General features: G+C 68.8%; 22 protein-coding genes and 2 pseudogenes. 12 read left to right on the plus strand and 12 right to left on the minus strand.

Annotated elements, in window-relative coordinates; translation table 11 throughout:
- Positions 1-81 precede the first annotated feature (81 nt).
- Both lexA and ABD256_RS22875 read right to left on the minus strand, forming a co-directional pair.
- Positions 82-738 carry a transcriptional repressor LexA gene (gene lexA, locus ABD256_RS22870; protein ID WP_344422302.1) on the minus strand — a complete coding sequence of 219 codons (657 nt, stop codon included), beginning with the start codon at positions 736-738 and terminating at the stop codon, positions 82-84.
- 499 nt (positions 739-1,237) lie between these two features.
- Positions 1,238-1,543, minus strand: coding sequence for a hypothetical protein (locus ABD256_RS22875; RefSeq protein WP_344422305.1), 306 nt, complete (start codon positions 1,541-1,543; stop codon positions 1,238-1,240).
- 128 nt (positions 1,544-1,671) lie between these two features.
- Between ABD256_RS22875 and ABD256_RS22880 the strand changes: the two genes are divergently transcribed.
- Entirely contained in the window at positions 1,672-2,811 is a 1,140-nt protein-coding gene (locus ABD256_RS22880) for a nucleotide disphospho-sugar-binding domain-containing protein (protein ID WP_344422308.1), read from the plus strand.
- Between the two features lie 465 nt (positions 2,812-3,276).
- Here ABD256_RS22880 and ABD256_RS44460 read toward each other — a convergent pair.
- Positions 3,277-3,477: pseudogene (locus ABD256_RS44460) on the minus strand (site-specific integrase); the annotation flags it as partial.
- Positions 3,478-3,871: 394 nt separating this feature from the next.
- Here ABD256_RS44460 and ABD256_RS22885 point away from each other — a divergent pair.
- Both ABD256_RS22885 and ABD256_RS22890 read left to right on the plus strand, forming a co-directional pair.
- Entirely contained in the window at positions 3,872-4,786 is a 915-nt protein-coding gene (locus ABD256_RS22885) for a LysR family transcriptional regulator (protein ID WP_344422311.1), read from the plus strand.
- A 69-nt stretch (positions 4,787-4,855) separates the two neighbouring features.
- Entirely contained in the window at positions 4,856-5,623 is a 768-nt protein-coding gene (locus ABD256_RS22890; RefSeq protein ID WP_344422314.1) for an SDR family NAD(P)-dependent oxidoreductase, read from the plus strand.
- A 14-nt stretch (positions 5,624-5,637) separates the two neighbouring features.
- Here ABD256_RS22890 and ABD256_RS22895 read toward each other — a convergent pair whose 3' ends face one another.
- From ABD256_RS22895 to ABD256_RS22915, 5 genes are all read right to left on the minus strand, one after another.
- Positions 5,638-6,555, minus strand: a complete 918-nt coding sequence (locus ABD256_RS22895) for a carboxymuconolactone decarboxylase family protein (RefSeq protein WP_344422317.1) — start codon at positions 6,553-6,555, stop codon at positions 5,638-5,640.
- A 17-nt stretch (positions 6,556-6,572) separates the two neighbouring features.
- Positions 6,573-7,190, minus strand: a complete 618-nt coding sequence (locus ABD256_RS22900; RefSeq protein WP_344422320.1) for a TetR/AcrR family transcriptional regulator — start codon at positions 7,188-7,190, stop codon at positions 6,573-6,575.
- Between the two features lie 136 nt (positions 7,191-7,326).
- Positions 7,327-7,551: a translation initiation factor IF-1 gene (gene infA / locus ABD256_RS22905; RefSeq protein WP_344422323.1), complete on the minus strand. Its 225-nt coding sequence runs from the start codon at positions 7,549-7,551 to the stop codon at positions 7,327-7,329.
- Between the two features lie 57 nt (positions 7,552-7,608).
- Positions 7,609-8,406 (minus strand): GNAT family N-acetyltransferase, encoded by a 798-nt coding sequence (locus ABD256_RS22910; RefSeq protein ID WP_344422326.1) that lies wholly within the window; start codon positions 8,404-8,406, stop codon positions 7,609-7,611.
- A 234-nt stretch (positions 8,407-8,640) separates the two neighbouring features.
- Complete coding sequence (locus ABD256_RS22915; RefSeq protein WP_344422329.1) at positions 8,641-9,627, minus strand: YbhB/YbcL family Raf kinase inhibitor-like protein; 987 nt, start codon at positions 9,625-9,627, stop codon at positions 8,641-8,643.
- 110 nt (positions 9,628-9,737) lie between these two features.
- On the opposite strand from ABD256_RS22915, the gene ABD256_RS22920 reads away from it, so the two are divergent.
- Entirely contained in the window at positions 9,738-10,382 is a 645-nt protein-coding gene (locus tag ABD256_RS22920; protein ID WP_344422563.1) for a GntR family transcriptional regulator, read from the plus strand.
- Between the two features lie 200 nt (positions 10,383-10,582).
- Here ABD256_RS22920 and ABD256_RS22925 read toward each other — a convergent pair whose 3' ends face one another.
- A complete protein-coding gene (locus ABD256_RS22925) occupies positions 10,583-10,750 on the minus strand; it encodes a hypothetical protein (protein ID WP_344422332.1) in 168 nt (55 codons plus the stop codon).
- A 127-nt stretch (positions 10,751-10,877) separates the two neighbouring features.
- Between ABD256_RS22925 and ABD256_RS22930 the strand changes: the two are divergent.
- The 5 genes and pseudogenes from ABD256_RS22930 to ABD256_RS22950 all read left to right on the plus strand — a co-directional run bounded on the left by ABD256_RS22930 (position 10,878) and on the right by ABD256_RS22950 (position 17,466).
- Positions 10,878-12,432, plus strand: a pseudogene (locus tag ABD256_RS22930) (MFS transporter).
- Between the two features lie 26 nt (positions 12,433-12,458).
- A complete protein-coding gene (locus ABD256_RS22935) occupies positions 12,459-13,301 on the plus strand; it encodes an alpha/beta fold hydrolase (protein ID WP_344422335.1) in 843 nt (280 codons plus the stop codon).
- Positions 13,302-13,545: 244 nt separating this feature from the next.
- A complete protein-coding gene (locus tag ABD256_RS22940) occupies positions 13,546-14,235 on the plus strand; it encodes a DUF7134 domain-containing protein (RefSeq protein ID WP_344422338.1) in 690 nt (229 codons plus the stop codon).
- Between the two features lie 287 nt (positions 14,236-14,522).
- A complete protein-coding gene (rox, locus tag ABD256_RS22945) occupies positions 14,523-15,968 on the plus strand; it encodes a rifampin monooxygenase (RefSeq protein ID WP_344422341.1) in 1,446 nt (481 codons plus the stop codon).
- Between the two features lie 352 nt (positions 15,969-16,320).
- Positions 16,321-17,466 carry a hypothetical protein gene (locus tag ABD256_RS22950; protein ID WP_344422344.1) on the plus strand — a complete coding sequence of 382 codons (1,146 nt, stop codon included), beginning with the start codon at positions 16,321-16,323 and terminating at the stop codon, positions 17,464-17,466.
- Between the two features lie 469 nt (positions 17,467-17,935).
- Here ABD256_RS22950 and ABD256_RS22955 read toward each other — a convergent pair whose 3' ends face one another.
- Positions 17,936-19,069, minus strand: a complete 1,134-nt coding sequence (locus tag ABD256_RS22955) for a C40 family peptidase (protein ID WP_344422347.1) — start codon at positions 19,067-19,069, stop codon at positions 17,936-17,938.
- On the minus strand, positions 19,066-20,016 hold the full coding sequence (locus ABD256_RS22960) for a nucleoside hydrolase (RefSeq protein WP_344422349.1): 951 nt from the start codon (positions 20,014-20,016) through the stop codon (positions 19,066-19,068). The genes ABD256_RS22955 and ABD256_RS22960 overlap by 4 nt, the downstream gene beginning before the upstream one ends.
- 94 nt (positions 20,017-20,110) lie before the next feature.
- On the opposite strand from ABD256_RS22960, the gene ABD256_RS22965 reads away from it, so the two are divergent.
- Complete coding sequence (locus tag ABD256_RS22965; protein WP_344422352.1) at positions 20,111-20,866, plus strand: acyltransferase; 756 nt, start codon at positions 20,111-20,113, stop codon at positions 20,864-20,866.
- 133 nt (positions 20,867-20,999) lie between these two features.
- Here the strand turns inward: ABD256_RS22965 and ABD256_RS22970 are convergent, their stop codons facing one another.
- On the minus strand, positions 21,000-22,427 hold the full coding sequence (locus tag ABD256_RS22970; protein ID WP_344422355.1) for a short-chain fatty acyl-CoA regulator family protein: 1,428 nt from the start codon (positions 22,425-22,427) through the stop codon (positions 21,000-21,002).
- Between the two features lie 226 nt (positions 22,428-22,653).
- On the opposite strand from ABD256_RS22970, the gene aceA reads away from it, so the two are divergent.
- Both aceA and aceB read left to right on the plus strand, forming a co-directional pair.
- Entirely contained in the window at positions 22,654-23,961 is a 1,308-nt protein-coding gene (aceA, locus tag ABD256_RS22975) for an isocitrate lyase (protein ID WP_344422358.1), read from the plus strand.
- A gap of 77 nt (positions 23,962-24,038) precedes the next feature.
- Positions 24,039-25,646, plus strand: a complete 1,608-nt coding sequence (gene aceB, locus ABD256_RS22980) for a malate synthase A (RefSeq protein WP_344422362.1) — start codon at positions 24,039-24,041, stop codon at positions 25,644-25,646.
- Positions 25,647-26,137 lie beyond the last annotated feature (491 nt).

Consider the following 26,137-nt stretch of genomic DNA (forward strand, 5'->3'; position numbering starts at 1 on the left):
CCGGAATGCCACGCACGGTTCGCGCACATCGCCGTTCCCGGCGGCTTCCGGCACGTCGATGTGGTGGATTCCTGGGTAGCTTCAGACGCTGCGCAGCACTGATACCACGGTGCCCAGGATGACCGCCTCGTCGCCGTCGATGACCTCGTAGGCGGGGTTGCGGGGTTCCAGGTACACGTGGCCGTTGCGGCGGCGGTACACCTTGACGGTGGCCTCGCCGTCGATCATCGCGGCGACGATCTGACCGGAATGCGCCTCCGACTGCTGGCGCACCACCACGATGTCGCCGTCGCAGATCGCGGCGTCGACCATCGACTCGCCGCGCACCCGCAGGCCGAAGACGGTGCCGCGCCCGGTGAGCTCGCGCGGCAGCTTCAGCATGTCGTCCATGTGCTCTTCGGCCGTGATCGGCGTGCCCGCGGCGATGTCGCCGACCACCGGCACGGGCACCGCGTCCTCGCTCGACTCCCGCGCACCCGGCTCGTGCAGGAACGCGCGCACGTCGATCGGGCGGGACATCGAGTCGCTGCGCCGGAGGAACCCCTTGTCCTCCAAGCTCGCCAGGTGCTTCGACACCGAGGACGACGACCGCAGGCCGACGGCGTCGCCGATCTCCCTGGTGCTCGGGGAGTACCCGTGCCGGACCACCCAATCCCTGATCGTGACCAGGATCCGCTGCTGGCGCGGCGGCAGGTTCGAAGTGTCGAGGTGCTCGAAGCGATCGTCGTAGGTGGTCACCCGCCGAATGGTAAAGGTAGGCACCGACAGCGGAGGGTTCGCACCGCCGTCTCTCCCGGGTGCGGCCGTCGACGTGCTCCGCGACGTACGGCGGGAGCACCGCCCGCTGCTGTTCACCATCGCCTACGAGATCCCCGGCAGGGTCACCGGACGAGTTCGCCCGGCTCACCACGACCAGGCGAAGGTTCTCTCGCCGGTTTGGACCTGTTGTTGACACCGCCCGGTTCACCCCGCGTCGAGGTATCGCACGGCTTCCAGCACTCACACCAGCCGAGTTGCTTCGGAGAGAAGACCGCAGTGACCGAATGTTCGCGCTCAGCCCGTCGTTACCTCTTCGGTGCGTTGGGTGAACTAATTGATGGTTAGTCGCGGGAAGCCGGGATCGTTATTGCGCGCAGTTTGTAGAGCAGTGTTTTGAGTTCGTCCTCGTCGATCCTTGGCGAACTGTTCAGGTATACGGCGAGTTCGCCGAGAATGTTCCAGCAGGTGGCTTGTCTTTTCATCGGATATTCATGAGGGCTTTCTGGACCTTATGCGTTTTTGCCAGTATTCGGATCTGGCTGACTGGGATCTGGTGGGGGTAAGCCGACTTGGTGTTAGAGGTGCTCGTGAGGTGCGCGAGTTCGGCAATGAGGTCAGCAAGCGCATCGCGTGTGACCGTGTAGGGGTTGCTGGCGGCGCGCCGATCACGGATCGATGCGGCCGTCTCGTGTAGCGCCATCGTCACCAGCGCGATGATGGCGGCCTTCACGACGATGGTGTCCGTGAGCTGCTCGCCAACCGCCAGGGTGGCCGTACGAAGCACTACACGCGATGACCCAGCCGGTCACCGCAACCCTGGAAACCAACTAACCCGGTCTCCGCCGAACCCGGTACTTGACACGCTCACGACCAACCCACACCATTCGCCAACAGACTCTGAGGGAGGAAGTCGTGCGAGTTCTTTTCACGTCGTCGCCGGGGCTTGGCCACCTGTTTCCGATGATCCCGCTCGCCTGGGCGCTGCGGAGCGGGGGTCACGACGTGCTGGTCGCCAGCACCGGCGAGGTCGTCGAGCGCGCCGCGCAAGCTGGGCTGCCCGCGGTGGAGGCCGCGCCGGGGCTGGACGTGATGAGGTTCTTCGAGACTACAATGCGTGAGAACGAGCGGTTCGGGGACTTCGCCTCGCTCCGCGAGCTGTCCGTGGAGGACCCGCGGCGGGCGATGGAGCTCGTCGCGCGGGTGTTCGCCGCGCTCGGCGACCGGCTCACCGAGGGGATGCTCGCGGCCGCCCAGGGTTGGCGGCCGGACCTGGTGGTCTTCGAGCAGATGGACTCCGCGGGCCCGTTCATCGCCGCGAAGCTCGGAATTCCCGCCGTGCAGCACAACTTCGGCTTGGCGCGCGGGACCGACGAGCTCGCGCTGTACGCGAAGTACACCGACGCCTACGACCGGCATGGGGTGACGCGGCCGACCGAGGCCGACGCGATCATCGACATCGCCACCGAGGGGCTCGGCACCCCGCAGATCGGGTGGCCGATGCGCTACGTCGCGTACAACGCGGGCGGGGTGCTGCCGGGGTGGCTGCTCGCCACGCGGGAACGGCCGAGGGTGTGCGTCACCCTCGGCACCGCGGTCGGCCTGATGTCCGTCGGCGCGCTGGGCCAGATCGTCGAGGCGGCCAAGGAGATCGACGCGGAATTCATCTTCGCGCTCGGCGACTCCGACGTCGCGGAACTGGGCGAGCTGCCGGAGAACGTGCGCCTCGTCGAGTGGATCCCGTTGAACGCCCTGTTGGAGCACTGCGACGCGATCGTGCACCACGGCGGCTCCGGCAGCACCTTCACCTCGCTGGCCGCCGGAGTGCCGCAGTTGCTGCTTCCGCACAGCGCCGACCAGTTCGACAACGCGACACTCGTCCGCGACGCTGGTATCGGCCTGTGGCTCGAAGACACCACTGTGGACGCTTCGCATCTCACGAAGCTGTTGGAGGATAAGGAGATCAGGGCGGCGTGCGAGCGACTCCGCGCGGAGAACGCCGCACGCCCCCTGCCATCGGAGCTGGTGTCGAAGCTCGTCGCGCTGGTGAGCTGATCCGGCTTGGTGATCTGGGCCTCGAACTTGGTGCGAAGCCCTCGTCCGACACCAGGCCCGGTGCCGGCCCAGAACGCGAACAACAGGTCGGTCCCGAGCGCTTGCCGCGCCGGCGCGGCAAGCTCGTGCAGGAGCATGTAGACGCCGAAACCCGAGTGGAGATCTACCCGTTGCGGCCTGTCGCCGCCCGACAGTGCCTCGGCCGCAGCACACTGGCCCACTCGTCAGCCGCAGCCCGCTGCTGTAGAGCCCGTCGACGAACGCGGCGTCGCGCTGCTCATTGCGTCCCCGCCACAACCCGTCGGGCCGGCCATCCAGGCCCAGACCGCGCACGCCGAGGTCACGCCACCGGTGATACCCAGCCGGGTCCAGCCACTTCACGTCCTGCCCGCGGACACCACGCGGCTTCAAGTCGAAGTCGTCCATGGCGGCGACCGGGTCGGCCATCCCGTAGCGGCGCGCCGCCCACCGATAGAACTTCCGCAACCCAGCCAGGTTCGCCGCGAACGTGCTCGCCTCAACCAGCCGCGGGTTGCTCTGCTCCGACAGCCGCCACTCCCTGAAGTACTCCGCGTCGTCCTCAGTCGCCTCGTCCCAGCGACGGCCCAGCGCCAACAGGAAGTTCAGCCACATCCCCAGCGACTGCGCGTACTTCTTCCACGTCAACGGGCGACCGGCTCAACATCCGTGGCGACGCGAAGAACGCGTTCACCCGCCCATCCGGCCGCCCACCCGGACCGACCAGGAACGGCTGACCATGCCGGCGCCCCCCGCCCCGCCAACCCGGCCAGCAACCCCGCGTGGGCCACCAACAGCGGATCGTCCACCGTCCCCTGCGGACGCTCCAAGTCATACCGGAATACAACCCAGCCACCAGGGTCATAAGCAGTCCTCATGAGCGGCAGCGTAAAGATCAACACCCACCAACAACTGCGGACCGGGTAGAGAACGAGGCTGTCGTCGGGCGGCCGGTGTGCGCTCGGTCATGCTCCGGCGTTTCCGCTAGGTTGGACCGTGACTTGCCGGAGAAGTCAACTCGGATGATCGAAAGTTGCGCTGAATGAAATCCATCGATCTGAACCTGCTGGTGGCGCTGGACGCGCTGCTGGAGGAGGGCAGCGTCACCGGTGCGGCGGAGCGCCTGCGCACCTCGACTCCGACGATGAGCCGCACGCTTTCCCGGCTGCGCCGGGCTTTCAACGACCCGATCCTGGTCAGGGCGGGCCGGACGATGGTGCTGACGCCGCGGGCGGTGGCGATCCGCGATCAGGTGCGCGCGGTGGTCGAGCAGGCCGAGCGGGTGTTCGCTGACGGCGCCGAGCTGGATCTGGCCACGCTGCGCCAGACCTTCACCGTGGAGGCCAACGAGCTCGTGCTGGCGACGGTGGCGCAACCGCTGCTCGCCGCCGTGCGAGCGCGGGCGCCGCACGTGGTGCTCAGGTTCCTGGCCGCCCCGCCCGAGAACCTCCTCTGGCTGCAGGACGGCATCGCCGATCTCGCGGTCGGGGTGGTCCACTCCATCGGCGCGGAGACGCGCCGTGAAGTCCTGCTGGAAGATCGGCTGGTCGGGATCGTCCGAAGTGGACATCCGCTGACGCGCGGGCGGCTGACCCCGAAGCGGTTCGCCGCCGCACAACACCTCAGCCTCTCCCGCCAGGGCAAACTGGCAGGCCCCGTTGACGACGCGCTCGCCGAGCACGGTCTGCGGCGGCAGGTCGTCAGCGCGGTCGCGAGCTGGAGCGCGGCCACGCGGATGGTCGCGTACAGCGATCTGGTCGGCCTCGCACCGGAAAAGCTCGGCAAGGGCGCGGTGTCCGAATTGGACTTGCGGACCTTCCGCGTCCCGCTGGCGCTGCCCGCCGTCGTCATCTCGCAGGCGTGGCACGTCCGGTACGAGGCCGACCCGGCGCACGCCTGGCTGCGCCGCACGGTCCGGGAGGTCGTGCTGGCCGCGCACGGCGATTCCGCGGATTGACGTTCGAGGCAATGCTGCGTTGCTTTAATTGCGCTTTCTGATCATTCTTCGCCTCGCTACGGTGAATGTATGGACAATCTCACTGGAAAGGTGGCACTGGTCACCGGTGGCAGCAGGGGAATCGGGCGTGCCATTGCCGAACGGCTGGCCAGGAATGGTGCGCTGGTCGCGGTGCACTACGGCAGCAACGAGGCGGCAGCAGCGGAGACCGTGGCGGGAATCGCGGCAGACGGCGGCAAGGCGTTCGCCGTCGGCGCGGATCTTCGCGCCGTCGAGGGGGTGGACGTGCTCGTCGCCGCGCTGGAGGAAGAACTGCGAGCACGCCGGAAACCCGCGATCGACATCCTGGTGCACAACGCGGGGCTCAATTTCATGGCACGGCCGATCGAGGTGCTCACGGTCGACGAGTTCGACCAGATGATCGCGGTCAACGTCAGGGCGCCGGTGTTCCTCACCCAGCGCCTGCTGCCCCGGCTGAGCGACGGTGGCCGGATCGTCACCATCTCGTCCGTCGCCACCAGGGTGGCGTCGTCGGGAGGCAGCATCGGCTATCCGCTCACCAAGGGCGCGCTCGACGTGTTCAGCCGCACCCTGGCCAAGCACCTCGGCGCACGCGGGATCACCGTCAACGCCGTCGCGGTCGGCTTCACCCGGACCGATATGACCGCCGAAGCGCTGGCCGATCCGGTGCACCTGGCGCGCACCATCGACCAGACCGCGCTGGGCCGCGTCGGCAGGGCACAGGACATCGCCGACGCGGTCGCGTTCCTCGCCTCCGAAGACGCGCGCTGGATCACCGGCACCAAGCTCGACGTCACCGGCGGCGTCAACCTGTAGCGGCCCTTCGCGCTTCAGCCTGCCCGTGTGCCGTCGAAGGTGTACTTCCCCATGCCGTTCACGGTGATGTCACCGGCGATCGATTCGCCGTCGACGAGGCCGTCGTAGGACACTTCCAGGCTCACCGGTTCGGTCAGGACGGTCGTGCAGGAAAACCGCGGCCCGTCGGCGGTGCCGCCGGTGATCGTCGTGCTGATCCCGTTCACCCTGTTGGCCACCGATCCGGTGATCCGGTCCCCGTGCACCGCCATGACCAGGGTGACGTCCTGATCACCCGCGGGGTGGTGGAACACGATGTCCCAGGTCCCGTCCGGTGTTCCGCCCGCGCCCGACGGCGTGCGGGACGGGCGCGCCTCCTTCGCGACGGGCACTTCGCCGAAGGACGGCCGCCCCGGCTCGGGTTCGATGCCGATCGAGTTCAGGACGCCCGCCATCATCCGGTAGTAGCCGACGAGCATCAGGTACTCGATGATCTCCTCGTCGTCGTGGGTGGCGCGCAGCGCGGCCCAGGTGCTTTCGGACACGCCGTCGTCGGCGCACAGTTCGTCCACCGCGCGCAGCAGCGCCGCGTCGGCGTCCGCCCAGGTCGCGTCCGGGTCGTTCACCGCGCGGATCTCCGCCTCGGTCGCGCCCGCGCCGAGCGCGCCCAGTGTGTGGTTCGCCCATTCGTACGCGGCTCCGGTGCGCAGTGCCACGCGCAGGATCGCCAGTTCGCGCGCCCGCGCGGAAGTCCGTTGGGAGAACAGCAAAGCCTGCCCGAGCGGGCTCATCGCGGTGACCAGGTCGTCGCGGCGCACGAGCGTCCTGATGACGTTCGACGCCCCGATGCCGGCGAGTGCGCGCTGCGCGTCGGTCATGTCTTCGAGCGCGACCGCGGGAATGCGGGGTTCGGTGGGGCGGGCGCTGATGTCGCGGCCGATGGTCGTGGTCATGCGGTCTCCTCGGGCGGTCAGTGGTCCGGTGTGCGGAGGTAGGGCGCGAGCACCTGCTCGACCATGTCCAGCGCCTCGTCGGCGATCGGCCGCCCGGCGTCGAACGACCAGACGAGCGAGGTGCCGACGAGGCAGTTCTGGAGCTGCTTCGCCAGCGCGCCGGGGTCGGCGCAGATGATCTCGCCGTTCCCGGCGGCCCGTTCGAGCAGCGCGGTGGTCCGTTCGACCGCCGAGGCGAACCGCGCCCGCGTCATCCGCTGGATGGCGGGGTCGTCCTCGAACTCGATGAGCGGCGACATCGCGTGGCGCATCTGCTCCGGTGTCTCGATGAAGCCGACGGACTGGCTTGCCATCGCGCGCAGGGCGTCGAGCGCGGGCCCCTCGTGCGGTGGCTCGTCCTGGCCCGATTCGAGCCGTTCGGTGTGCCAGGCGTAGAAGGCGGTGAACAGCGCGCGCTTGGCGCCGAACCGCTGCCGCAGCGCCGCGGGGGTGACCCCGAGCTCGGCGGCGACCTGGCCGATGGTCATCCGCGCCCATCCGACGCGAAGCAGCACCGTCGCCATCGCGTCGAACACGGCCTCGTCCTCGACCTGGCGGGGACGGCCGAGCCGTGGGCTCCGGTCCGCTGTACTCATTACTACCTCCTGAGGTAGATAGTAATGATGATCCGGCGCGAGCGCGAGTGGGGTGCGAGCGGAGGCACCGGCGCCCGGCGCGAGGCCGGACGCCGGTGCCGTCACGTTCCAGTGGCGGAGCTTTCCGTCCCGCGCACTAGTTCCGGTACCGGAAGCGGATCCGGCCGCGGGTGAGGTCGTACGGGCTGAGCTCCACCAGAACCCGGTCGAACGGCAGGATCTTGATGTAGTTCTTCCGGATCTTCCCGCTGATGTGCGCGAGCACCTTGTGCCCGTTTTCCAGCTCTACCTTGAAAGTGGCATTGCGAAGGCATTCGACGACGGTGCCCTCGACTTCGATGCCCCCTGATGTTTTAGACATTTCTTCCTCCGGTTGGTGCTTCGTGCGGTCGGCGAGGGTGCGGATTCCGTTGGCGTGTCAGCGGTTCACCAGCTCCAGGTTGCTGCTCGCCCGCCGGGCGCCGATGCCGTCGAACAGCGCCGTCGCCGCCTCGTTGGATTCGTTCACCTCGGCCGACGCCGTTTCGATCCCGGACCGGTGCAGCGAGCCGAGCACGTGGGCCAGCAGGGCGCGGGCGATCCCGCGGCGCTGCTGCGCCGCCTTGACCGCGATCAGCCCGATCCGGGGCAGCCGGGTCACCTGCACCACCCTGACCAGGCCAAGGTAGCGGCCGGACGCCGCGGCCACCGCGTACTTCGCCGGGTCCGGCGCGGTGTCCCCGGCCGGGCGGACGAGTACTTCGGCGGGCATCTCCTGCCAGCCGACGGCCGCGTCGACCTCGTCGCGGATCTCTCGGTCCAATGTGGACAGCGGGCCCTCGATCGCCGCCCCGGCGGGCACGATCGTCACGCCAGGCGGAACCGGCGCCGAACCGAGACCCGTGATCAGCGGGTCGGTGGGGACGAGGTACTCCCACTCGCGGCGCCGGACCGTGAAGCCCGCTCGCTGCCAGTGGGAGGTCAGCTCGAGATCCGCCTCGTCTACCACCGTGTACAACGGCTTCGGCAGATCGGCCAGCATCACCTCGGCGAGCCGGTCGAAGACCGCGCCGTGCCACGAGTCGATGCTGAGGAAGAGCCGCCCGTCGGGCCTGCGCGAGGTCTCGCCGCGGCCCACCACCCGGTCGTCCTCCAACGCGTGCCAGTGCGTCTCCGCGACCCGCGTGATCACCACCGCGTGTTCGCCGGTGTGCGAAGTGAAGTGCACAGAATTCATAGGTGTCGACCTTTCGGGAATGCCTTGTCGAGGCGCTCCCGGCAACCCCTATGTCAGTCGCCCGACCGTGACGACGAGGGGAGCACCCACATCGATACAGCGTTCATGGGTCTCACCTCCTCGCGGCGTGTCACGGTACTGCGATGCTAGCAGACGGCGGGGAGAGGGCGGCCGTCACGTGGGGAAACCCGCTCGTCTGTCTGCTTTGGACGGTGCAGGGCGGGCGGACGGCGGTCAGCTCGCGGCCCGCCGCCGGACGGTGCGTTCGAGGATCCCGAGGGTGGCTTTGAGGGCGGACTCGGGAACCACCGGGAAGGTCAGGCGCGCCTTCCACTCGTCGCCGACCTCCGACCAGTCGTAGTACGACGTGACGGTGGTGCCGTCTTCAGCGGGCTCCAGCCGGTACCCGTAGACGTGGCGGGCGTGGGGGCGGAGCTTGCCTTCGACGGTCCAGGCGATCTCCTCGCCGGGGATGAGCTTGGTGATGACGACCTCGACGTCGTACTTGCCGAGCGGGACGTCGCCGAGTGCTTCCCGGTCCATGTGCACCACGAACCGGTCACCCGCCTGTTTCACCGGTTCGCCGTCGGCGTCGAGGAGCATTCCCGAGGCGTCGATGTCCACGTGGCCCTTCGGATCGGCCAGCACCGCGAAGACGGCGCCGGCGGTGGCGGGGATGCGCCGGGAAACCTCGATCCGTTCGGCACCAGGCGTTTCCGCGGTGCCGACCAGGGTGGCGCGGCCGAGGGTGTGCGAGGCCATGGCGAAGCCGAGGAAGGCGGGCGTGCTGCCGGCGGGGACCGCGATGTCTTCGACGTCGAGCGCGTGGACGGTGATGAAGTAGCGGTGCGGGCCGTGCCCGGCGGGCGGGGCGGCGCCGGCGAACCTGGTGGCGCGGGCGTCGTTGGGGAGCTGGAACGCGGGTTCGGGAAGTCCCGATCCGGTGTCGTCGCCCGCGCCCTCCGGCAACGACGTCACCGTCGCGGGGATGTTGGCGACCGCCCAGTGCCAGAAGCCGGACATCGTCGGCGCGTCGGGGTCGTACACGGTGACGGCGTAGCTCTTCGTGCCGGCCGGGGCGCCGCTCCAGGACAGCTGGGGACTCGCGTCCCCGCCGGAAAGCTGGGCGGCGGGCAGTGCCCGTCCGTCCCGGACACCGGTGCTCGTGAGGGTGAAGGCCGGTACTTCGGGGAGGCGGGCGAAGGGGTCGTTGGCGCGCATCGTGATGGTCCTTTCCAGACGGTATAATCGACCATAGCACTAATCATCGATTATCTTCTAGATCGTCTATGCTCGACGAGATGAACGCCTCATCCCCGCCGGGGAAGCAGATGCTCTCCGAGCAGGTCTACGCGCACCTGCGGGACGCGATCCTGCGCGGGGACTACGCCCCCGGTGACGCCCTCAAGCCGCAGGACCTCGCCAAGGAACGGGAAGTGAGCCTCGCCGTCGTGCGCGAGGCGCTCGTGCGGGTGGTCGGCGACGGCCTCGCCGACCGGCTGCCCAACCGCGGCTTCGCCGTCCCCGCCTTTTCCGACCGCCGCTGGCAGGAGATCGCGGAGGCCCGCCGGACCATCGAACCGGTCGTGCTGCGGATGTCCATCGCGCGCGGCGACGTCGATTGGGAGGCCCGCGTCCGGGCCGCGCACCACCGCCTGGCCCGCACTCCGGTGTTCGTGCCGGAGGAGGGCGAGTACCTCAGCGCCGCGTGGTCCGAGGCCCACCGCGTCTTCCACCGCACCCTGCTGGAGGGGTGCGGCAACCCCGTCCTGCTGGAGAACTTCGATCGCCTGTGGACCGCGAGCGAACTCGCCCGCCGCTGGTCCACGCACCGCAATCCCGACCGGGACGGCGCCGACGAACACCGCCGCCTGGAGGAGGCCGCACTGGCCCGCGACGCCGACGCCGCGGCCGAGGCGCTGGCCCGGCACCTCACCCTGACCGCGGCCGGGCTGACCGGCCACGAACAGGGCTGAGCCGCGTCAGGTGATCGCGACGAGAACGGGCAGCACGGGTTTCCGCATGGGTGCTCATCCCGGTTCAGCCTGTCCACAACGGACGGTGCCCTTGTCGTCGCGCCGTGGTGTCACTGACGCCACCAGGGTTCCGGGGAGGCCACCGGCGTCTCGGTGATGACGCCGAGGACGGCGTGCAGGTGCGGGCCGCCGAACCGGGCTCATTCGAAGTCCAGCGGCGCCGTCACGGTTCGCTCGCGAGCGAGCCAGGTGCCCCAGTGGCGATCCGCGTGGACGGGGAAGGTTCCCGCGCGTGCGGCGGCGCGCTGTCCGCGATCGCGGCCGAGCGCCGCCTCGGCGATCGTGCGGGCGGAGTCGGCGGGCGGCATGGTGCGGACATCCTACGCACGGGCTCCCGGAAACTTCTTCGACGAATTTCCGGCGGCGATGTCGATCTGGGCCGGTGCGGTTCGACGGAAGGGTGACAGGCGACGAACGAGACCTTGGGAGACGACGATGAGGGCAGGACGACGCGAGTGGCTGGGGTTGGCGGTGCTGGCACTGCCGACGCTGCTGCTGTCGCTGGACATGAGCGTGCTGCACCTGGCGGTCCCGCACCTGGCCGCCGATCTGCGGCCGACCAGCACCCAGCTGTTGTGGATCATCGACATCTACGGGTTCATGATCGCCGGCTTCCTGGTCACGATGGGCACCCTCGGCGATCGGATCGGCAGGCGGAAGCTGCTGATGGCGGGCGGTGCCGCCTTCGGGCTGGCGTCGATCGCGGCGGCCTTCGCCACCAGTCCGGAGATGCTGATCGGGGCGCGGGCCGTGCTCGGCATCGCCGGGGCGACGCTGATGCCGTCCACGCTGGCGCTGATCAGCAACATGTTCCAGGACGCCAAGCAGCGCGGTACCGCGATCGCGGTGTGGATGAGCTGCTTCATGGGCGGCATGGTGATCGGGCCGGTGGTCGGCGGCGTGCTGCTGGAGCACTTCCGGTGGGGCTCGGTGTTCCTGATGTCCGTGCCGGTCATGGTCCTGCTGCTGGTGACCGCGCCGAAGCTGCTGCCGGAGTACCGCGACACCGCGGCCGGGCGGCTCGACCTGGCGAGCGTGGCGCTGTCGCTCGGCGCGATCCTGCCGATCATCTTCGCGCTCAAGGAAACCGCGAAGGACGGCGTGTCACTGGTCAACGCCGTCGTGCTCGCCGCGGGCCTGGCGATCGGCGTGGTGTTCGTCCGCCGCCAGCGCGGCCTCGCCGACCCGATGCTGGACCTGCGGCTGTTCCGGGTGCGGGCGTTCAGCGCGGCGGTGAGCATCATCCTGGTCGGCGCGGTCACCATGGGCGGGGTCTTCCTGCTGGTCAGCCAGTACCTGCAGATGGTCGCCGGGCTCACCGCGGTGGAGGCGGGCCTGCTGCTGGTGCCGCAGGCCGGTGCGGTGGTGGTCGGGTCGCTGATCGCGCCGAGGCTGGCGCGGCGGTTCCGGCCGGAGTTCGTGCTCGGGTTCGGGATGCTGGTCGCGGCGGTCGGGATCGTGCTGTTCACGCAGGCCGCCGGCACCGGTGGGGTGGCGTTCGTGGTGGTGGGCATGTCGATCGCCAGCTTCGGGATGGGACCGCAGGGCGTGCTGTGCACCGAGATGGTGGTCAGCTCGGTGCCGCCGCGGCGGGCCGGTGCGGCTTCGGCGATGTCGGAGACGAGCGCCGAATTCGGTATCGCCATGGGAATCGCGGTGTTCGGCAGCATCGGCACGGCCGTCTACCGCGACCAGGTAGCCGTTCCCGCGCAGGTTCCCGCCGAGCGTTCCCGCGCAGGTTCCCGCCGAGGCCGCCGCACAGGCGACGGACAGCATGGCAGGCGCGCTGCAGGCGGCGAGCACGCTTCCCCGCGCGCTGGCGGACGAGCTGCTCGCCACCGCACGGGATTCCTTCTCCGCCGGGCTGCACACCGTCGCCGGGATCGGCGCCGCGGTGGTCGTGGTCTTCGCGGTGGTCGGCATGATCGCACTGCGCAAGCCCCGTCCGGTGGCCGCCGGGAAGCCGGTTCCGGTACTGGAAAACCTTTGATCACCCAGTTCTTCCGGAGGTTGACGATGCACTCGTTCCGCACACCCGGCGGCGTCACGCTCGGGGTCGAGCACTTCGGCGACTCGGCGGCACCCCTGGTGCTGCTCGCGGGCGGCACGACCATGCTCTCCTGGCCCGACGCGCTCTGCGAAGCGCTCGCCCGCGGTGGACGGCACGTCGTGCGCTACGACCTGCGCGACTCCGGCGCGTCGACGACCGCCGATCCCGAGGCGCCGGCCTACACGCTGCGCGATCTCGCCGCCGACGCCGCGGCGCTCGCCCGCGGACTCGACGACCGGCGGGCGCACCTGGCCGGTATCGGCGTCGGCGGGATGGTCGCCCAGGTCGCCGCGCTCGACCACCCGGACGCGTTCTCGGCACTCACCCTCGTCGGGACCCGGCCCGTCGCACCGGGCCCCGTCGACGACGACCTGCCCGACCACGACGCCGCGGCGATGGGGCCGTTGTTCGCGCGCCCGATGCCCGACTGGTCCGACCGCGCGGCCGTGGCGCGGTACGCCGCCGCCGGTGCGGAAATCCTCGGCGAAGACCCCGCCGCGGCACGCGCGCTCGCCGAGCGCGTCTTCGACCGCGCACCGGGCACGGAGCCCGCGGTCCAGCTCGCGAACCAGCTCGGCATGGTGTTCTCCAAGCTCGACTGCACACCGCGGTGGCGCGAGCGGTTGCCGGAACTCGCGGTCCCGGCGCTCGTGGTGCACGGTCGCCGCGACCGGTTCTTCCCGGTCGGCAACGCCGAGGCGCTCGCTCGAGAAATCCCCGGCGCGCGGCTGCTCGTGCTCGAACGGGCCGCGGCCGCGATCCCCGACGCGGCCGCCGACGAGGTCGCCGCGGCGATGCTCGCGTTGTAGGCGCGGGGCGAGTTTCCGTGCTGGGCCCGCCTACGCCGAGGAGCGCAGGCGGGAAGCCCCCTGCGACACGACGACGGTGAGCCGGTCCGTGTTCACCGGACGCGAGGAGATTCCGTAAGGTCCGCTCGGATGGCGCTCGTGCCCGGAGGCACCAAGGATCGGCGTCACGGTCGCACCGGAACGGGACGCGTAGTTAGGTGGAGGCGTGCGCGAGGTGGCCGAAGGGGCAGCAGGTCGGCCACGAATGATCGACCTGCTGCTCGTCGTGCTGCTCGGCGCGGGCTCGGTGCCGAGCATCGTCGCCTCGGGCACGTCCTGGGGTGTGGTGCTGGCGATCACCGTGGCCCTGCTCGCGTCGCTCTTCGCGCGACGCCGGTTCCCCACCTGGGCGATGCTCTTCGCGATGGCGGTCTTCGTCGCCCAGGGCCTGCTGCCGCTGCCGTACGCGGGCCGGTTGCTCGCCGCGGATCTCGTGCTGGCCGTCCTCATGTACGCGGTGGTCGTCCACGATCACCAGCGCAGCCGGTGGGGAGTGTTGCTCGCCTCGTCGGAGGTGCTGTTCCTGCTCTGGGCGTTCTTCGTCCTCGGTGGCGCCAACACGCTGGTCGTGTTCGTGCCGGAGACCGCCATCATGGTGACCGCGGTGGCCACCGGCCAGGTGATGGGGCAGGAATCGCGACGCGCGGCTACCCGGGAAATGGGGAAGGCGGTGCGGCGCGCGATCCTCCGCGACGCCGCTGGATGCGTTCCGCCTTGCCGTTTCCGGCATGCTCGTGTTCCCCACGGACCGCTCCTCGCTGCTCGCGCCCACCAACTTCGCGAGGACCAGCGATGCCCGACCTCGAACACGGAAACCGCCGTGCCAGTTGGTTCTTCCTGCGCACAGCGTGTCGTCGAGCGGCGGCGGAACCATCCGATCACGGGCCCGGCCTGATCATGCGCGGAGCGGATCCGGGTCCTCCCCGGGGAGGACCCGCTCGTGCCGGAGCTCGACCCCGGCAAGTACCCCTTCGCGCACCGGGCGGTGACGCGGCTGGAAAAGGATTGGACGGAGTGCTGTGCCGGCCGGTACCTTGCGTCGGACCGTGACGCCGCCCGAGGAGGTGAGACCCATGAACGCTGTATCGCTGTGGGTGCTCCCCCTTCCCGTCACGGCCGGGCGGCTGACGTAGGTGTCGCCGGGAGCGCCTCGACCACAAGGCACTCCCGAAAGGCAACACCATGGACTCTCCGCCCCTCGCGTTCGACGTGATCATCGCCGGATGCGGGCCGACCGGTGCGATGCTGGCCGCCGAACTGCGGCTGCACGGCGTACGGGTACTCGTGCTGGAAAAGGAAACCGAGCCCGTCTCGTTCGTCCGCATCGTCGGCCTGCACATCCGCAGCATCGAGCTGCTGGCGATGCGCGGCCTGCTGGATCGCGTTCTCGAACACGGGCGACAGCGCCCGGCGGCCGGATTCTTCGCCGCCATCAGCAAACCCGCGCCCCCCGGCCTGGATTCCGCGCACGCCTACCTGCTGGGCATCCCGCAGCCGGTCATCGTCGACATCCTCGAAGAACACGCGAGCGACCAGGGCGCGCAGATCCGGCGCGGCTGCGCGGTGGCCGGTTTCGAGCAGGACGACGAGGGCGTGACGGTCGAGCTGGCCTCCGGGGAGCGGCTGCGTTCGCGCTATCTCGTCGGCTGTGACGGCGGGCGCAGCACGGTGCGCAAACTGCTCGGCGTCGGCTTCCCCGGCGAGCCCTCGCGAACGGCCACGCTGATGGGGGAGATGGAAGTGGGCGTGCCGCCGGAGGAGGTCGCCGCCAAGGTGGCCGAAATCCGCGAGACCAGCAAGGTGTTCAGCCTCGGGCCCTTCGGCGGAGGGGTCTACCGCGTCGTGGTCCCCGTCGCGGGCGTTATCGAGGATCGCGCGGAACCGCCCACCCTCGAGGATTTCAAGCAGGAGCTGCGCGCGATCGCCGGAACCGATTTCGGCGTGCACTCACCGCGCTGGTTGTCCCGCTTCGGGGATGCGACCCGGCTGGCCGAACGCTATCGGGTCGGGCGGGTGCTGCTGGCGGGCGATGCGGCACACATCCACCCGCCCACCGGCGGGCAGGGCCTCAACCTCGGCGTCCAGGACGCGTTCAACCTCGGCTGGAAACTGGCCGCGCGGATCCGCGGCTGGGCGCCGGAAGCACTGCTGGACACCTACCAGGCCGAACGGCATCCGGTCGCCGAGGACGTGCTGGACAACACCTGCGCGCAGATGGAGCTGTCCTCTGACGGGCCGGGCCCGCGGGCCGTGCGCAGGCTGCTCACCGAACTGATGGACTTCGACGAGGTGAACCGCTACCTGATCGAGAAGATCACCGCGATCGACATCCGCTACGACTTCGGCGAAGGCCCGGACCTGCTCGGCCGCCGCCTGCGCGACGTCGACGTCAAGCAGGGCCGCCTCTACGACCTGCTGCATCGCGGCCGCGGCCTGCTGCTGGACCGCACCGAACGCCTGACCGCCGCCGGTTGGGCGGACCGGGTCGACCACCTCGCGGATCCCACCGCGGCACTGGACGTTCCGTGCGTCCTGCTGCGCCCCGACGGCCACGTCGCCTGGATCGGCGACGACCAGCGGGACCTGGAGGACCACCTCTCGCGCTGGTTCGGCGAGCCCGGCGACTGATTCCGGCTGAGCGAGCCCGTCCGGGACCCCTTTCCGGGCGGGCTCGCTCCACCGCTTCGCGGGCGGCAGCGGTGCCCGTGCTCCCGGAAACCGGCCCTCAGGCAACTGGTGGAGTGTAGGTATTCGAACCATGCCGTATTCGCTGCGTGCGGCTTGTCATCGGTGGCCGCGACGCCGTGGCTGGTGGCGAGGCGGTGCCTGCTCTTGCCGACCTGTGATCGGCGCCGGAGGCTTGACATGAAGGGCCTCGCAGGGCCACGCGGGTGGTGGCCGAGCAGCCGACGGCATCCGGTAGAACACGTCTGACCAGCGCCTTCAGCTTCTGATCGATTCGGCCGCTTATCATCGGAGCATGGCAGAGAAGCTGAGCTTTGATCGTCTTGACGAAGCGCCCGACTGGGTGCGGAATTATTATCAGATCCGGCTGGATGTTGAACTCCGGAGCGTGAAAGCCGATGGATTCCAGCGTCTCTTCGATCGTGTCATGCGTACGGTCCATGGCCGCGGCTACCGCGATACGGCCGCTTTAGGCCGCCTTGGAGACCAAGGTTGCGACGGCTACTTGCAGTCCGAGCGTACAGTCTTTGCCTGTTACGGCCCTGATCCATACTTTCGCATCAGGGGTGCTGTCGCTAAATTTCGTTCAGATCTCGAAAGTTCGGTCAAAAATTTCGAGATACCGGCATTCATGCAGAAGTGGGTCTTTGTTGTCAATTACCCGGGCACGCATCCATTGTTGATTAATGAAGTCATGACAGCAGGTGTGCCTGGTCTAATGTGCGAGGTTTGGTCTCGGACGGACATCGTAGATCTGTTCATGAGCGGGGCGCGACGCCAGGCGTTAGTGACCGAGTTTGGAAGCCTTCCGAAGAACTCTAAGTACGTTGGTCGAGCATACGTCGTACCCGAGTCGACGCAGCTCCCGCGACGTTGCGCCGAGGCTGCTGTTCAACTTCTTCGAGCGCGGTTGCGGTGCGACGAGTATGGCTACAGGTCAGCGCTAGCAGAGTGGAGCGGGTCCGTTGCTGCCGATCCGTTTGGCGCGCTCGTTGCGCAGACCCAGCTACTGCTCGGCGCGATGGGTGCCATGGCAATGGCGGGATACTTCGATCCTGAAAAACTTCGCGTCGCTCCTTTGCTCCGGGAGGCAGAACTGTCACGTTCCGCGTGGCGCGATGACGGTCAGAGAGCATGGAATTTGATGATGACAGTACTTCATTCAGTTGACGACGCTATTGAGCGGAAAGACCAGTATGTGGCACCTAGCGTTGACCCCATAGGCGAGGACATCGATAAGTTGCTGGCCACTGTTGTATGTGGAAATCGACTCGCTCTTGGGTTGATTCGCCTGTATTCTCGAAAGTCTGGTCAGTTTGAAACTGAATGTCTTGAAGAAGCGTGGCGTTTGATGCTCGAAATCCCCGTCATGCAGGATGATAAAGAGCATGGTCGACACGTCGCACGGATAAAGAAGACGGGACTGCTGGACGGTATCTAATCGATTCTAATTGATGCTAGTTGTACATTCCGCGTAAGCCTGACTGCGTTTGACCACCTGACTTCAGGTCTCCGTCGGATGTGATCGCCAGCAAGTGAGTTGGTTTCCGAGCTACTTGATTGAGGGTCTATCTAAGGCGATACGACAGCCGATCTGGGCGATGTCAAAGTGAATTTAGCGAATCGCCGGACCAGCCGCACCCGCGGCGCGATGGTCTCCGCCCGCAGGAACCGGTCTCGTCCAAGTGCCGCACCCCGGGCGGCAGCATCAGATGCGCCACGCCGTCCAGTTCAACCTGTCGCACCACTCGAACCTCTGGTTGCAGTGGATACAACATCGTTGCATCCACATCGGACAGTCCAGGTCAACGACGCTCCGTGACCGTTGCCGACATCACCGGAGAACACCCCGACCAGCAGAAACAGGTGTCGCCACGCCATGTCGAATGTTGCATTAGATGCAATAAAGCCTAATTGGTGGGGCGCCCGGCGCCCGCGAAGTCGTCGCCCGGCTTGCGGTAGGTGTGCACCTGGACGGCCTGGCCGAAGGTGGGCGCGTCGATCATCTGCTCGTTGCCGATGAAGATGCCGACGTGGTGGATCTTCGTGGCGGGGTTCCCGTAGAAGATCAGATCGCCGAGCTGCGGCGACTGCCCGGTCGGCACCAGCGGCACGCTTTCGTACTGCCAGTGCGCGGTCCGCTTGAGCGTGATGCCCGCGGTGCCGTAGGCGGCGGTGGTCAGCCCGGAGCAGTCGAACCCGAGATCGCCCTTCTCCTCGCCGTTCCCGCCCCACACGTAGGGCAGGCCGATCTTGTCGATCGCGAAGGAGATGGCCTTGAGCACGGCGGGGTTCGGCGGCGCCGGGTTCTTCCCGACGGTGCCGTAGACGTTCGCGGTGGCCAGGATCCGGTGCAGGAACAGCGGCGCGCTCTGCAGCGTCGACACGCCCTGCCACCACGCCTCGCCCTTCGCGAGGTCGCGGCCGCCGTCGCACAGCGCCCTGCCCGCGGCGAGCGCGGCGGCGTCGATGTTCTGCGCGTCCGGCTTGCCGGGGCCCTGCCACTTCTTCCACAGCGCGGCCGAAAGCTGCATCGGCCCGCTGGCGTCCTTTGTGGACACCACGTGGCCGTAGAAGTCGCGTACCGCCAGCGCGCCGATCGGCTTGGCGACGCGGCCGTCGGCGCCGAGCTGGCCACCGCCGGCGCGGCCGTGGTCGGTGGTGACCTTGCCGACGGCCGCGAGCGTCACCCAGGAAAGGTGGCAGCCGGGCTGGTCCTTCGACAGCGCCACGGTCGCCTTCGCGTACCCGGTCATCGCGCGCTCGGGGATGTCCAGCCACCCGGCCACCTTCGTGACCCAGCTGTCGAACTCCTGGCCGCTGTTCGGCGGGACGGGCTGCGGCGCGGCCTGCGGCGGCATCGTCGGCGGCTCGGCAGGCACCGGCGGGGGCGCGCTGGCGGTGCTCGCGACCGGCTCGGCCTGCTGGGGTGCCAGCGTGATCACCACGGCGAGCGCGGCGATGGCCACCACGGCGGCGCCGATGATCACCAGCCGCTTGCGCAGCGGGTTCGGCGCGCCGTCGGCAGGCAGCGGTTCGGTCATCTGCGGCCTCCGGTGATGCCGTCGAGCATGAACGAGCGGAGCCCGTCGAAGTCGGTGTCCAGCGCGATGTCCACGACGCGCGACGAGGACTCCCGCCGCGGGGTCCGCCGGTCGACGAGCGTCGTGCCGCGTGCCGGTCCGAGCCCGATGTCGACCTCCACGGGGTAGCTGGTGGTGGCCAGTATGCCCGGTTTGATCGCTTCGGCGATCGCCACCGCGTCGTGGATCACGATGCCCTCGAAGCCCAGCGCCTGGCGGTAGTAGCCGAGGTAGTCGCCGGTCATCGACTTCAGCGCGGCGCCGACCGCACCGGACTCGCCGAGCCGGTCGAGCCACGCGGCGTCGACCGCGCACTTGTGGGTGAGGTCGAGCGGGACGAGCACGAGCGGCACCGACTCCTCGACGAGCACACGGTGCGCGGCCTCGGGATCGGCCCAGATGTTGAACTCGGCCGAGGGGGTCTTGTTGCCGAACTCCAGCGCGCCGCCCATCGCGACGATCCGGCCGATCTTCGCCCTGATCCCGGGGTGCGCGGCCAGCAGGAGCGCGATGTTGGTCATCGGCCCGATCGGCGCGAGGGTCACCGGCTCGTCGGCGGCCTCCAGCAGCGACAGCAGCAGGGAGACGGCGTCGGTCTCGTCGGGCGCGCGTTCCGGCGCGGGGAGCGCGCCCGCCTGGCCGGAGAGCCCGTCCTCGCCGTGGACGTTGCGGCTGTACTCGGGGTTCGGGCGCACGAGCGGACGCTCCGCGCCCTGCGCCACCGGCACGTCCGGCCGCCCGCACAGCTGCAGCAGCCCGCGCGCGTTGCGGGTGGTGGTCGCGACCGGCACGTTGCCGAACACGGTGGTCACGCCGAGCAGGTCGACGTCGGGGCTGAGCGCGGCCAGCGCTATCGCCAGCGCGTCATCGACCCCGGGATCGGTGTCGATGATCAGCTTCACGCCCATGCGTCCCCCTTGTCTCCGGTCGCTTCGGCCCCAGGTTACGTGCCGGGTACCTGGCCTCGGCGGTGACGTCTCGGCGCCTGTATTTTCTGGTGGCATGACTTCCATGTGGGGCGCGCCGGCCCTCGCCAGGTTCAAGGCGTGGGGACAGGCGCGCCGGGATCCCCAGCAGGCGAAGTTCCTGACCAAGGAGTCGATCCGCTGGGCGCTGCGCAACCGCGCCTACACGCCGTGGTACCTGGTCCGGTACTGGCGGCTGCTCAGGTTCCGGGTGGCGAACCCGCACATCGTGCTGCGGGGCATGGTCTTCCTCGGCAAGAACGTCGAGATCCACTGCAGGCCGGGCTACGGCCGGATGGAGATCGGCCGCTGGGTGCACATCGGTGACGGCAACGCGATCCGCTGCCACGAAGGCTCGCTGCGGATCGGTGACAAGGCCGTGTTCGGCAGGCAGAACGTGCTCAACGGCTACCTCGACATCGAACTCGGCGCCGCCACGCTCGTCGCCGACTGGGTCTACATCTGCGACTTCGACCACGTCACGGCCGATATCACGCGCCCGATCAAGGACCAGGGCATCGTGAAGTCGCCGGTGCGGATCGGCCCGGACACCTGGATCGGCACCAAGGTGTCGGTGCTGAAGGGCACCAGGGTCGGCCGCGGCTGCGTGCTCGGCGCGCACGCGGTGGTGCGCGGCGACATCCCGGACTTCTCGATCGCCGTCGGGTCCCCGGCGCGGGTGGTCCGCAACCGCGAGGACGACTACGCCGCCGACGCCGCCCGCCGCGAGGCCGTCGAGGACATGGCGCGCAAGGCGAACAAAGCGCTGCAGAAGACCCTCGACTCGCAGTAGGCGGTGCTGTCGCGAACGCCGTGAACTCGGCCCTCGCGGCGCGTGGCATGGTGATGGTGATGCCCTGAAGGACGCCTTCGCGGCGTCAGATTCCTTCAAGGGCGCCTTCGGGGCACGAGCAGCACCCGCGCGCTTACGAGGACTTCGGCACCGCCGGGTACGGCACGAACGTGCTGGTGTTCTCGTCGACGGTGAGCTGCTTGCCGATCGTCGGGAACGCGCGCTGCGGGCAGGCGGGGCGGTCGCACACCTTGCAGCCCATGCCGATCGGGGTGGCCGCGGTCCGGTCGTCGAGGTCGAGCCCCGCCGAGTACACGAGCCGCTTCGCGTGGCGGAGTTCGCAGCCGAGGCCGACGGTGAACATCTTGCCGGGGCTGCCGTAGCCGCCGATGTTGCGCGAGACCGTGCGCGCGATCCAGAAGTAGCTCTTGCCGTCGGGCATGGTGGCGATCTGGGTGAGGATCTTGCCCGGCATGGTGAACGCCTCGTAGATGTTCCACAGTGGACACGAGCCGCCGACGCGGGAGAAGTGGAACCCGGCCGCGGACTGGCGCTTGGACATGTTGCCCGCGCGGTCCACGCGCACGAACGAGAACGGCACGCCGCGCGCCTTCGGGCGTTGCAGGGTGGACAGCCGGTGGGACACCGTCTCGAAGCCGACGCCGAAGTGGTCGCAGAGCCGTTCGATGTCGTAGCGGAAGCGTTCCGCCGCGGTGTGGAACGGGCCGTAGGGCAGGATCAGCGCGCCCGCGAAGTAGTTCGCCAGCCCGACCCTGGCCAGTGACCGCGCGGCAGGCCCGGAGAACGCCCACGAATCGGCCAGCTCGGTGATCAGGTCGTCGTATTCGAGCAGCGCGATCTGCGAAGCCATGCGGAACGCCTGCTGGCCGACGCGCAGGCTCGGCGCGAGCCGCAGCACCTTCGCGCCCGGCTCGTAGCGGTGTTGCTCGCCTGCCGATTCGTCGATGCCCTCGTTGATCACCTGCACGCCGTAGTGCTCGCTGAGCCTGGTGCGCAGCGCGCCCAGCGCGTCGCCACGGCGCAGGGGGATCTCGGCTGCCATGCGCTCGGCGCGTTCGTCGAGTTCGGCGACGTAGTTCTCCCGCTCGTAGAAGAAGTCGCGCACCTCCTCGTGCGGCAGGGGAGCGGCCGCGCTGCCGTGCACGCCCCTGCCGTCCTCGGTGACCAGCGCGGCCGTGTTCTCCACCGCGTTGCGGTAGCTGCGGTGCAGCTTGACCAGCGCCTGCGCGATCGAGGGCAGGTTCGTCGCGAGGTCGTTCAGCTCGCTCGTCGTCGCGTCGACGCCGACCGCCTCGTCGAGCAGCGCTTCCTTGACGTCGGCGACCAGGCGCGCGGTGTCGTTGCTGGCGAAGAACTCGGTGTCCACGCCGAAGGCCTGCGTGATGCGAAGGAGCACGGGAACGGTCAGCGGACGCGAGTTGTGCTCGATCTGGTTGAGGTAACTGGGTGAGATCTCCAGCACACGTGCCAGGTCTGCCTGGCTCATCGACCGGCTTTCGCGAAGGTGCCGCAACTTCGCCCCGGCGAAGGTTTTATCCATCTTCCGTACTCCCGTCCGCAAGATTTCCGGACCTGAACGGTTCAGTAAACGATCAAGTACGCGAATTCTCACCGTGTTGCCAAGCACTCGTTGGCAACCTTCGCAGGATGCTACGGAACCTTCGCACAAATTGGCAAATTGGAGCCCTGGATCTGTTTTCCCAGCGCATGCCATGGTTTCGGCAAGCAGGCGAGTAATCGCAAAGTTCGCAACGTTGGAGAGTTCGATGACTGAGCAGGCCAAGCGGTTGGCGCAGGAAGCAGCGGAGCTGACCAAGCAGTGGGAGACCGACCCCCGCTGGGCGGGCGTGCGGCGGTCCTACTCGGCCGAAGACGTCGTGAAGCTGCGCGGCAGTGTCGTCGAAGAGCAGACCCTGGCCCGCCGCGGCGCCGAGAAGCTGTGGAAGCTCCTGCACACCGAGGACTACATCAACTCGCTCGGCGCGCTGACCGGGAACCAGGCCGTCCAGCAGGTGCGCGCCGGGCTCAAGGCGATCTACCTCTCGGGCTGGCAGGTCGCCGCGGACGCGAACCTCTCCGGGCAGACCTACCCCGACCAGAGCCTCTACCCGGCCAACTCGGTGCCGGCGGTGGTCCGCCGGATCAACAACGCGCTGGGCCGCGCCGACCAGATCAACTGGGCTGAAAGTTTCAACGGCGCCAACACCGGCGGTGATGTTATCGACTGGTACGCCCCGATCGTCGCCGACGCCGAGGCGGGCTTCGGCGGCCCGCTCAACGCGTTCGAGCTGATGAAGGGCATGATCAACGCCGGTGCCGCGGGTGTGCACTGGGAGGACCAGCTCGCGTCCGAGAAGAAGTGCGGCCACCTCGGCGGCAAGGTGCTGATCCCGACCAAGCAGCACGAGCGCACGCTGAACGCGGCCCGCCTCGCCGCGGACGTCGCCGGTGTCCCCTCCGTCATCGTCGCCCGCACCGACGCGCAGGCCGCGACGCTGATCACCAGCGACGTCGACGACCGCGACAAGCAGTTCGTCACCGGTGAGCGCACCGCGGAGGGCTTCTACCACGTCCGCAACGGCATCGAGCCGTGCATCGAGCGCGGTCTCGCCTACGCGCAGTACGCCGACCTGCTGTGGATGGAGACCTCCGAGCCCGACCTCGAGGTGGCGCGCAAGTTCGCCGAGGCCATCAAGGAGAAGTACCCGAACCAGCTGCTGGCTTACAACTGCTCGCCGTCGTTCAACTGGAAGAAGCACCTCGACGACGCGACGATCGCGAAGTTCCAGCGCGAGCTCGGGCACATGGGCTACAAGTTCCAGTTCATCACCCTCGCCGGCTTCCACGCGCTGAACTACTCGATGTTCGACCTGGCGCACGGCTACGCCCGCGAAGGCATGACCGCCTACGTCGAGCTGCAGGAGAAGGAGTTCGGCTCGGAGGAGCGCGGGTACACCGCCACCAAGCACCAGCGCGAGGTCGGCACCGGCTGGTTCGACCAGGTGAGCACCGCGCTGAACCCGGAGAGCTCGACCACCGCGCTCAAGGGTTCCACCGAGGAAGCCCAGTTCTGACCTGACGCGGGCGGTGCCGGGTCGGCCCGGCACCGCCCGCCCCACCCTCTCCTTCCTTCCGCACCTGGAGGCACGCCATGGCCAGCAAGCTCAACTACCGCGTCGACGTCGCCGGTCCGGCGGGCCCGCGGTTCGACGAGATCCTCACCCCGGCTGCACTCGACTTCATCGCCCGGCTCGACAACGCGTTCGCCGGCCGTCGCCGCGAGCTGCTGGACGCGCGCAGGCTGCGCCGCGAGAAGCTGGCTTCCGGTGAGGAAAACCTGGAGTTCCGCCGTGAAACCCGGTCGGTGCGGGAAGACAGCACGTGGCGGGTCGCCGGTGCCGCGCCCGGTCTCGAGGACCGCCGCGTGGAGATCACCGGCCCGACCGACCGCAAGATGACGGTCAACGCGCTGAACTCCGGCGCCAAGGTGTGGCTCGCGGACTTCGAGGACGCGACCTCGCCGACCTGGCACAACGTCATCGACGGCCAGCTGAACCTGTTCGACGCGATCCGCCGCGACATCGACTTCACCACGGAGAGCGGAAAGCGCTACACCATCGGCGAAGAGCCCGCGACCATCGTCGCGCGGCCCCGCGGCTGGCACCTGGTGGAGAAGCACATCCGCATCGACGGCCGCCCGGTTTCGGCGAGCCTCGTCGACTTCGGCCTGTACTTCTTCCACAACGCGCGCCAGCTCCTCGCCCGCGGCAGCGGCCCGTACTTCTACCTGCCGAAGCTGGAAAACCACCTCGAAGCGCGCCTGTGGAACGACGTGTTCCGCCTCGCGCAGCACGAGCTCGGCATCCCGCAGGGCACGATCAGGGCGACGGTGCTGATCGAGACGATCACCGCCGCGTTCGAGATGGACGAGATCCTGTACGAGCTGCGCGAGCACGCGGCCGGGCTGAACGCGGGCCGCTGGGACTACATCTTCAGCGTCATCAAGAACTTCAGCGAGCACGGCGCCGACTTCGTGCTGCCGGACCGCGCGCAGGTCACCATGACCGTGCCGTTCATGCGGGCCTACACCGAACTGCTGGTGCGCACCTGCCACTCCCGCGGCGCGCACGCGATCGGCGGGATGGCCGCGTTCATCCCCAGCAAGGACCCCGAGGTCAACAAGGTCGCGCTGGAGAAGGTCCAGCAGGACAAGGAACGCGAGGCAGGCGACGGGTTCGACGGCTCGTGGGTCGCGCACCCCGGCCTGGTTCCGGTGTGCGAGAAGGTCTTCGACGCGGTGCTCGGCGGCTGGCCGAACCAGCTCGGCAAGCTCCGCGAAGACGTCGTGGTCACCGCCGACGACCTCCTCGACGTGGCGAGCGCGGGCGGTGAGGTCACCGAGAAGGGCGTGCGCGCCAACATCAACGTCGGCGTCCGCTACATCGACGCGTGGCTGTGCGGCACCGGCGCGGCGGCGATCCACAACCTGATGGAGGACGCCGCGACCGCCGAGATCGCCCGCTGCCAGGTGTGGCAGTGGATCCGCAACGGCACGAAGCTCGAAGACGGCACCGCGCTGACCCGCGAGCTGGCGACCACCTTCCTCGACGAGGAACTGGCGGGCGTCAAGGCGGAAACCGCGGGCGAGCACCGCCTCGACGACGCGCGCGCCGTCTTCGCCGAGACCGCGCTCGGTGAGAAGCTGCCGAGCTTCTTCACCACCAGCGCCTACGCGCGGTACCTGACCGATCTCGGCTGAGGCTCCGGTTTCCCTACCTGACGGGGGAAACCGGCCAGGCGGGCCGGGGAGGAGTGGTTCCCTCCTCCCCGGCCCGCCTTTTCCCGCGCTCGCCATGCCCCGAAGGTGACCTTCGGGAACCCGTGCGCCGCGAACTCGGCCCTGGTAAGAACTCGCGGTGCCCCAGCATGGATCCCGCATGCACTGCCCGCATGCACTGAAGGACGCCTTCAGGGACCTCAACGCCGCGAATGCGACCCTCACGAGCTTTCTCCCCTTCCGCGCAGCGGCTTCCACTCCCGCGCGGATGCCCTGATGGGGTCCTTGGGGGAATCTGGTGCCGTGAAGGCTCCCTTCGGGGCATGAGTCTCGGCATGTTCGCGTGCCGTGAGGGCCGGGATTGTGGCGTCGGATTCCCCGATGGCGTCCTTCAGGGACCCAAGTGGGCGAGCTTCCGGCAGGCCCGCGACCTCGGCCGCTCACCTCACCGGAATCGACGCGCGTATGCCCTG

Source organism: Amycolatopsis minnesotensis, from assembly GCF_039529815.1.
In the GTDB taxonomy this organism is placed as follows: Bacteria; Actinomycetota; Actinomycetes; order Mycobacteriales; family Pseudonocardiaceae; genus Amycolatopsis; species Amycolatopsis minnesotensis.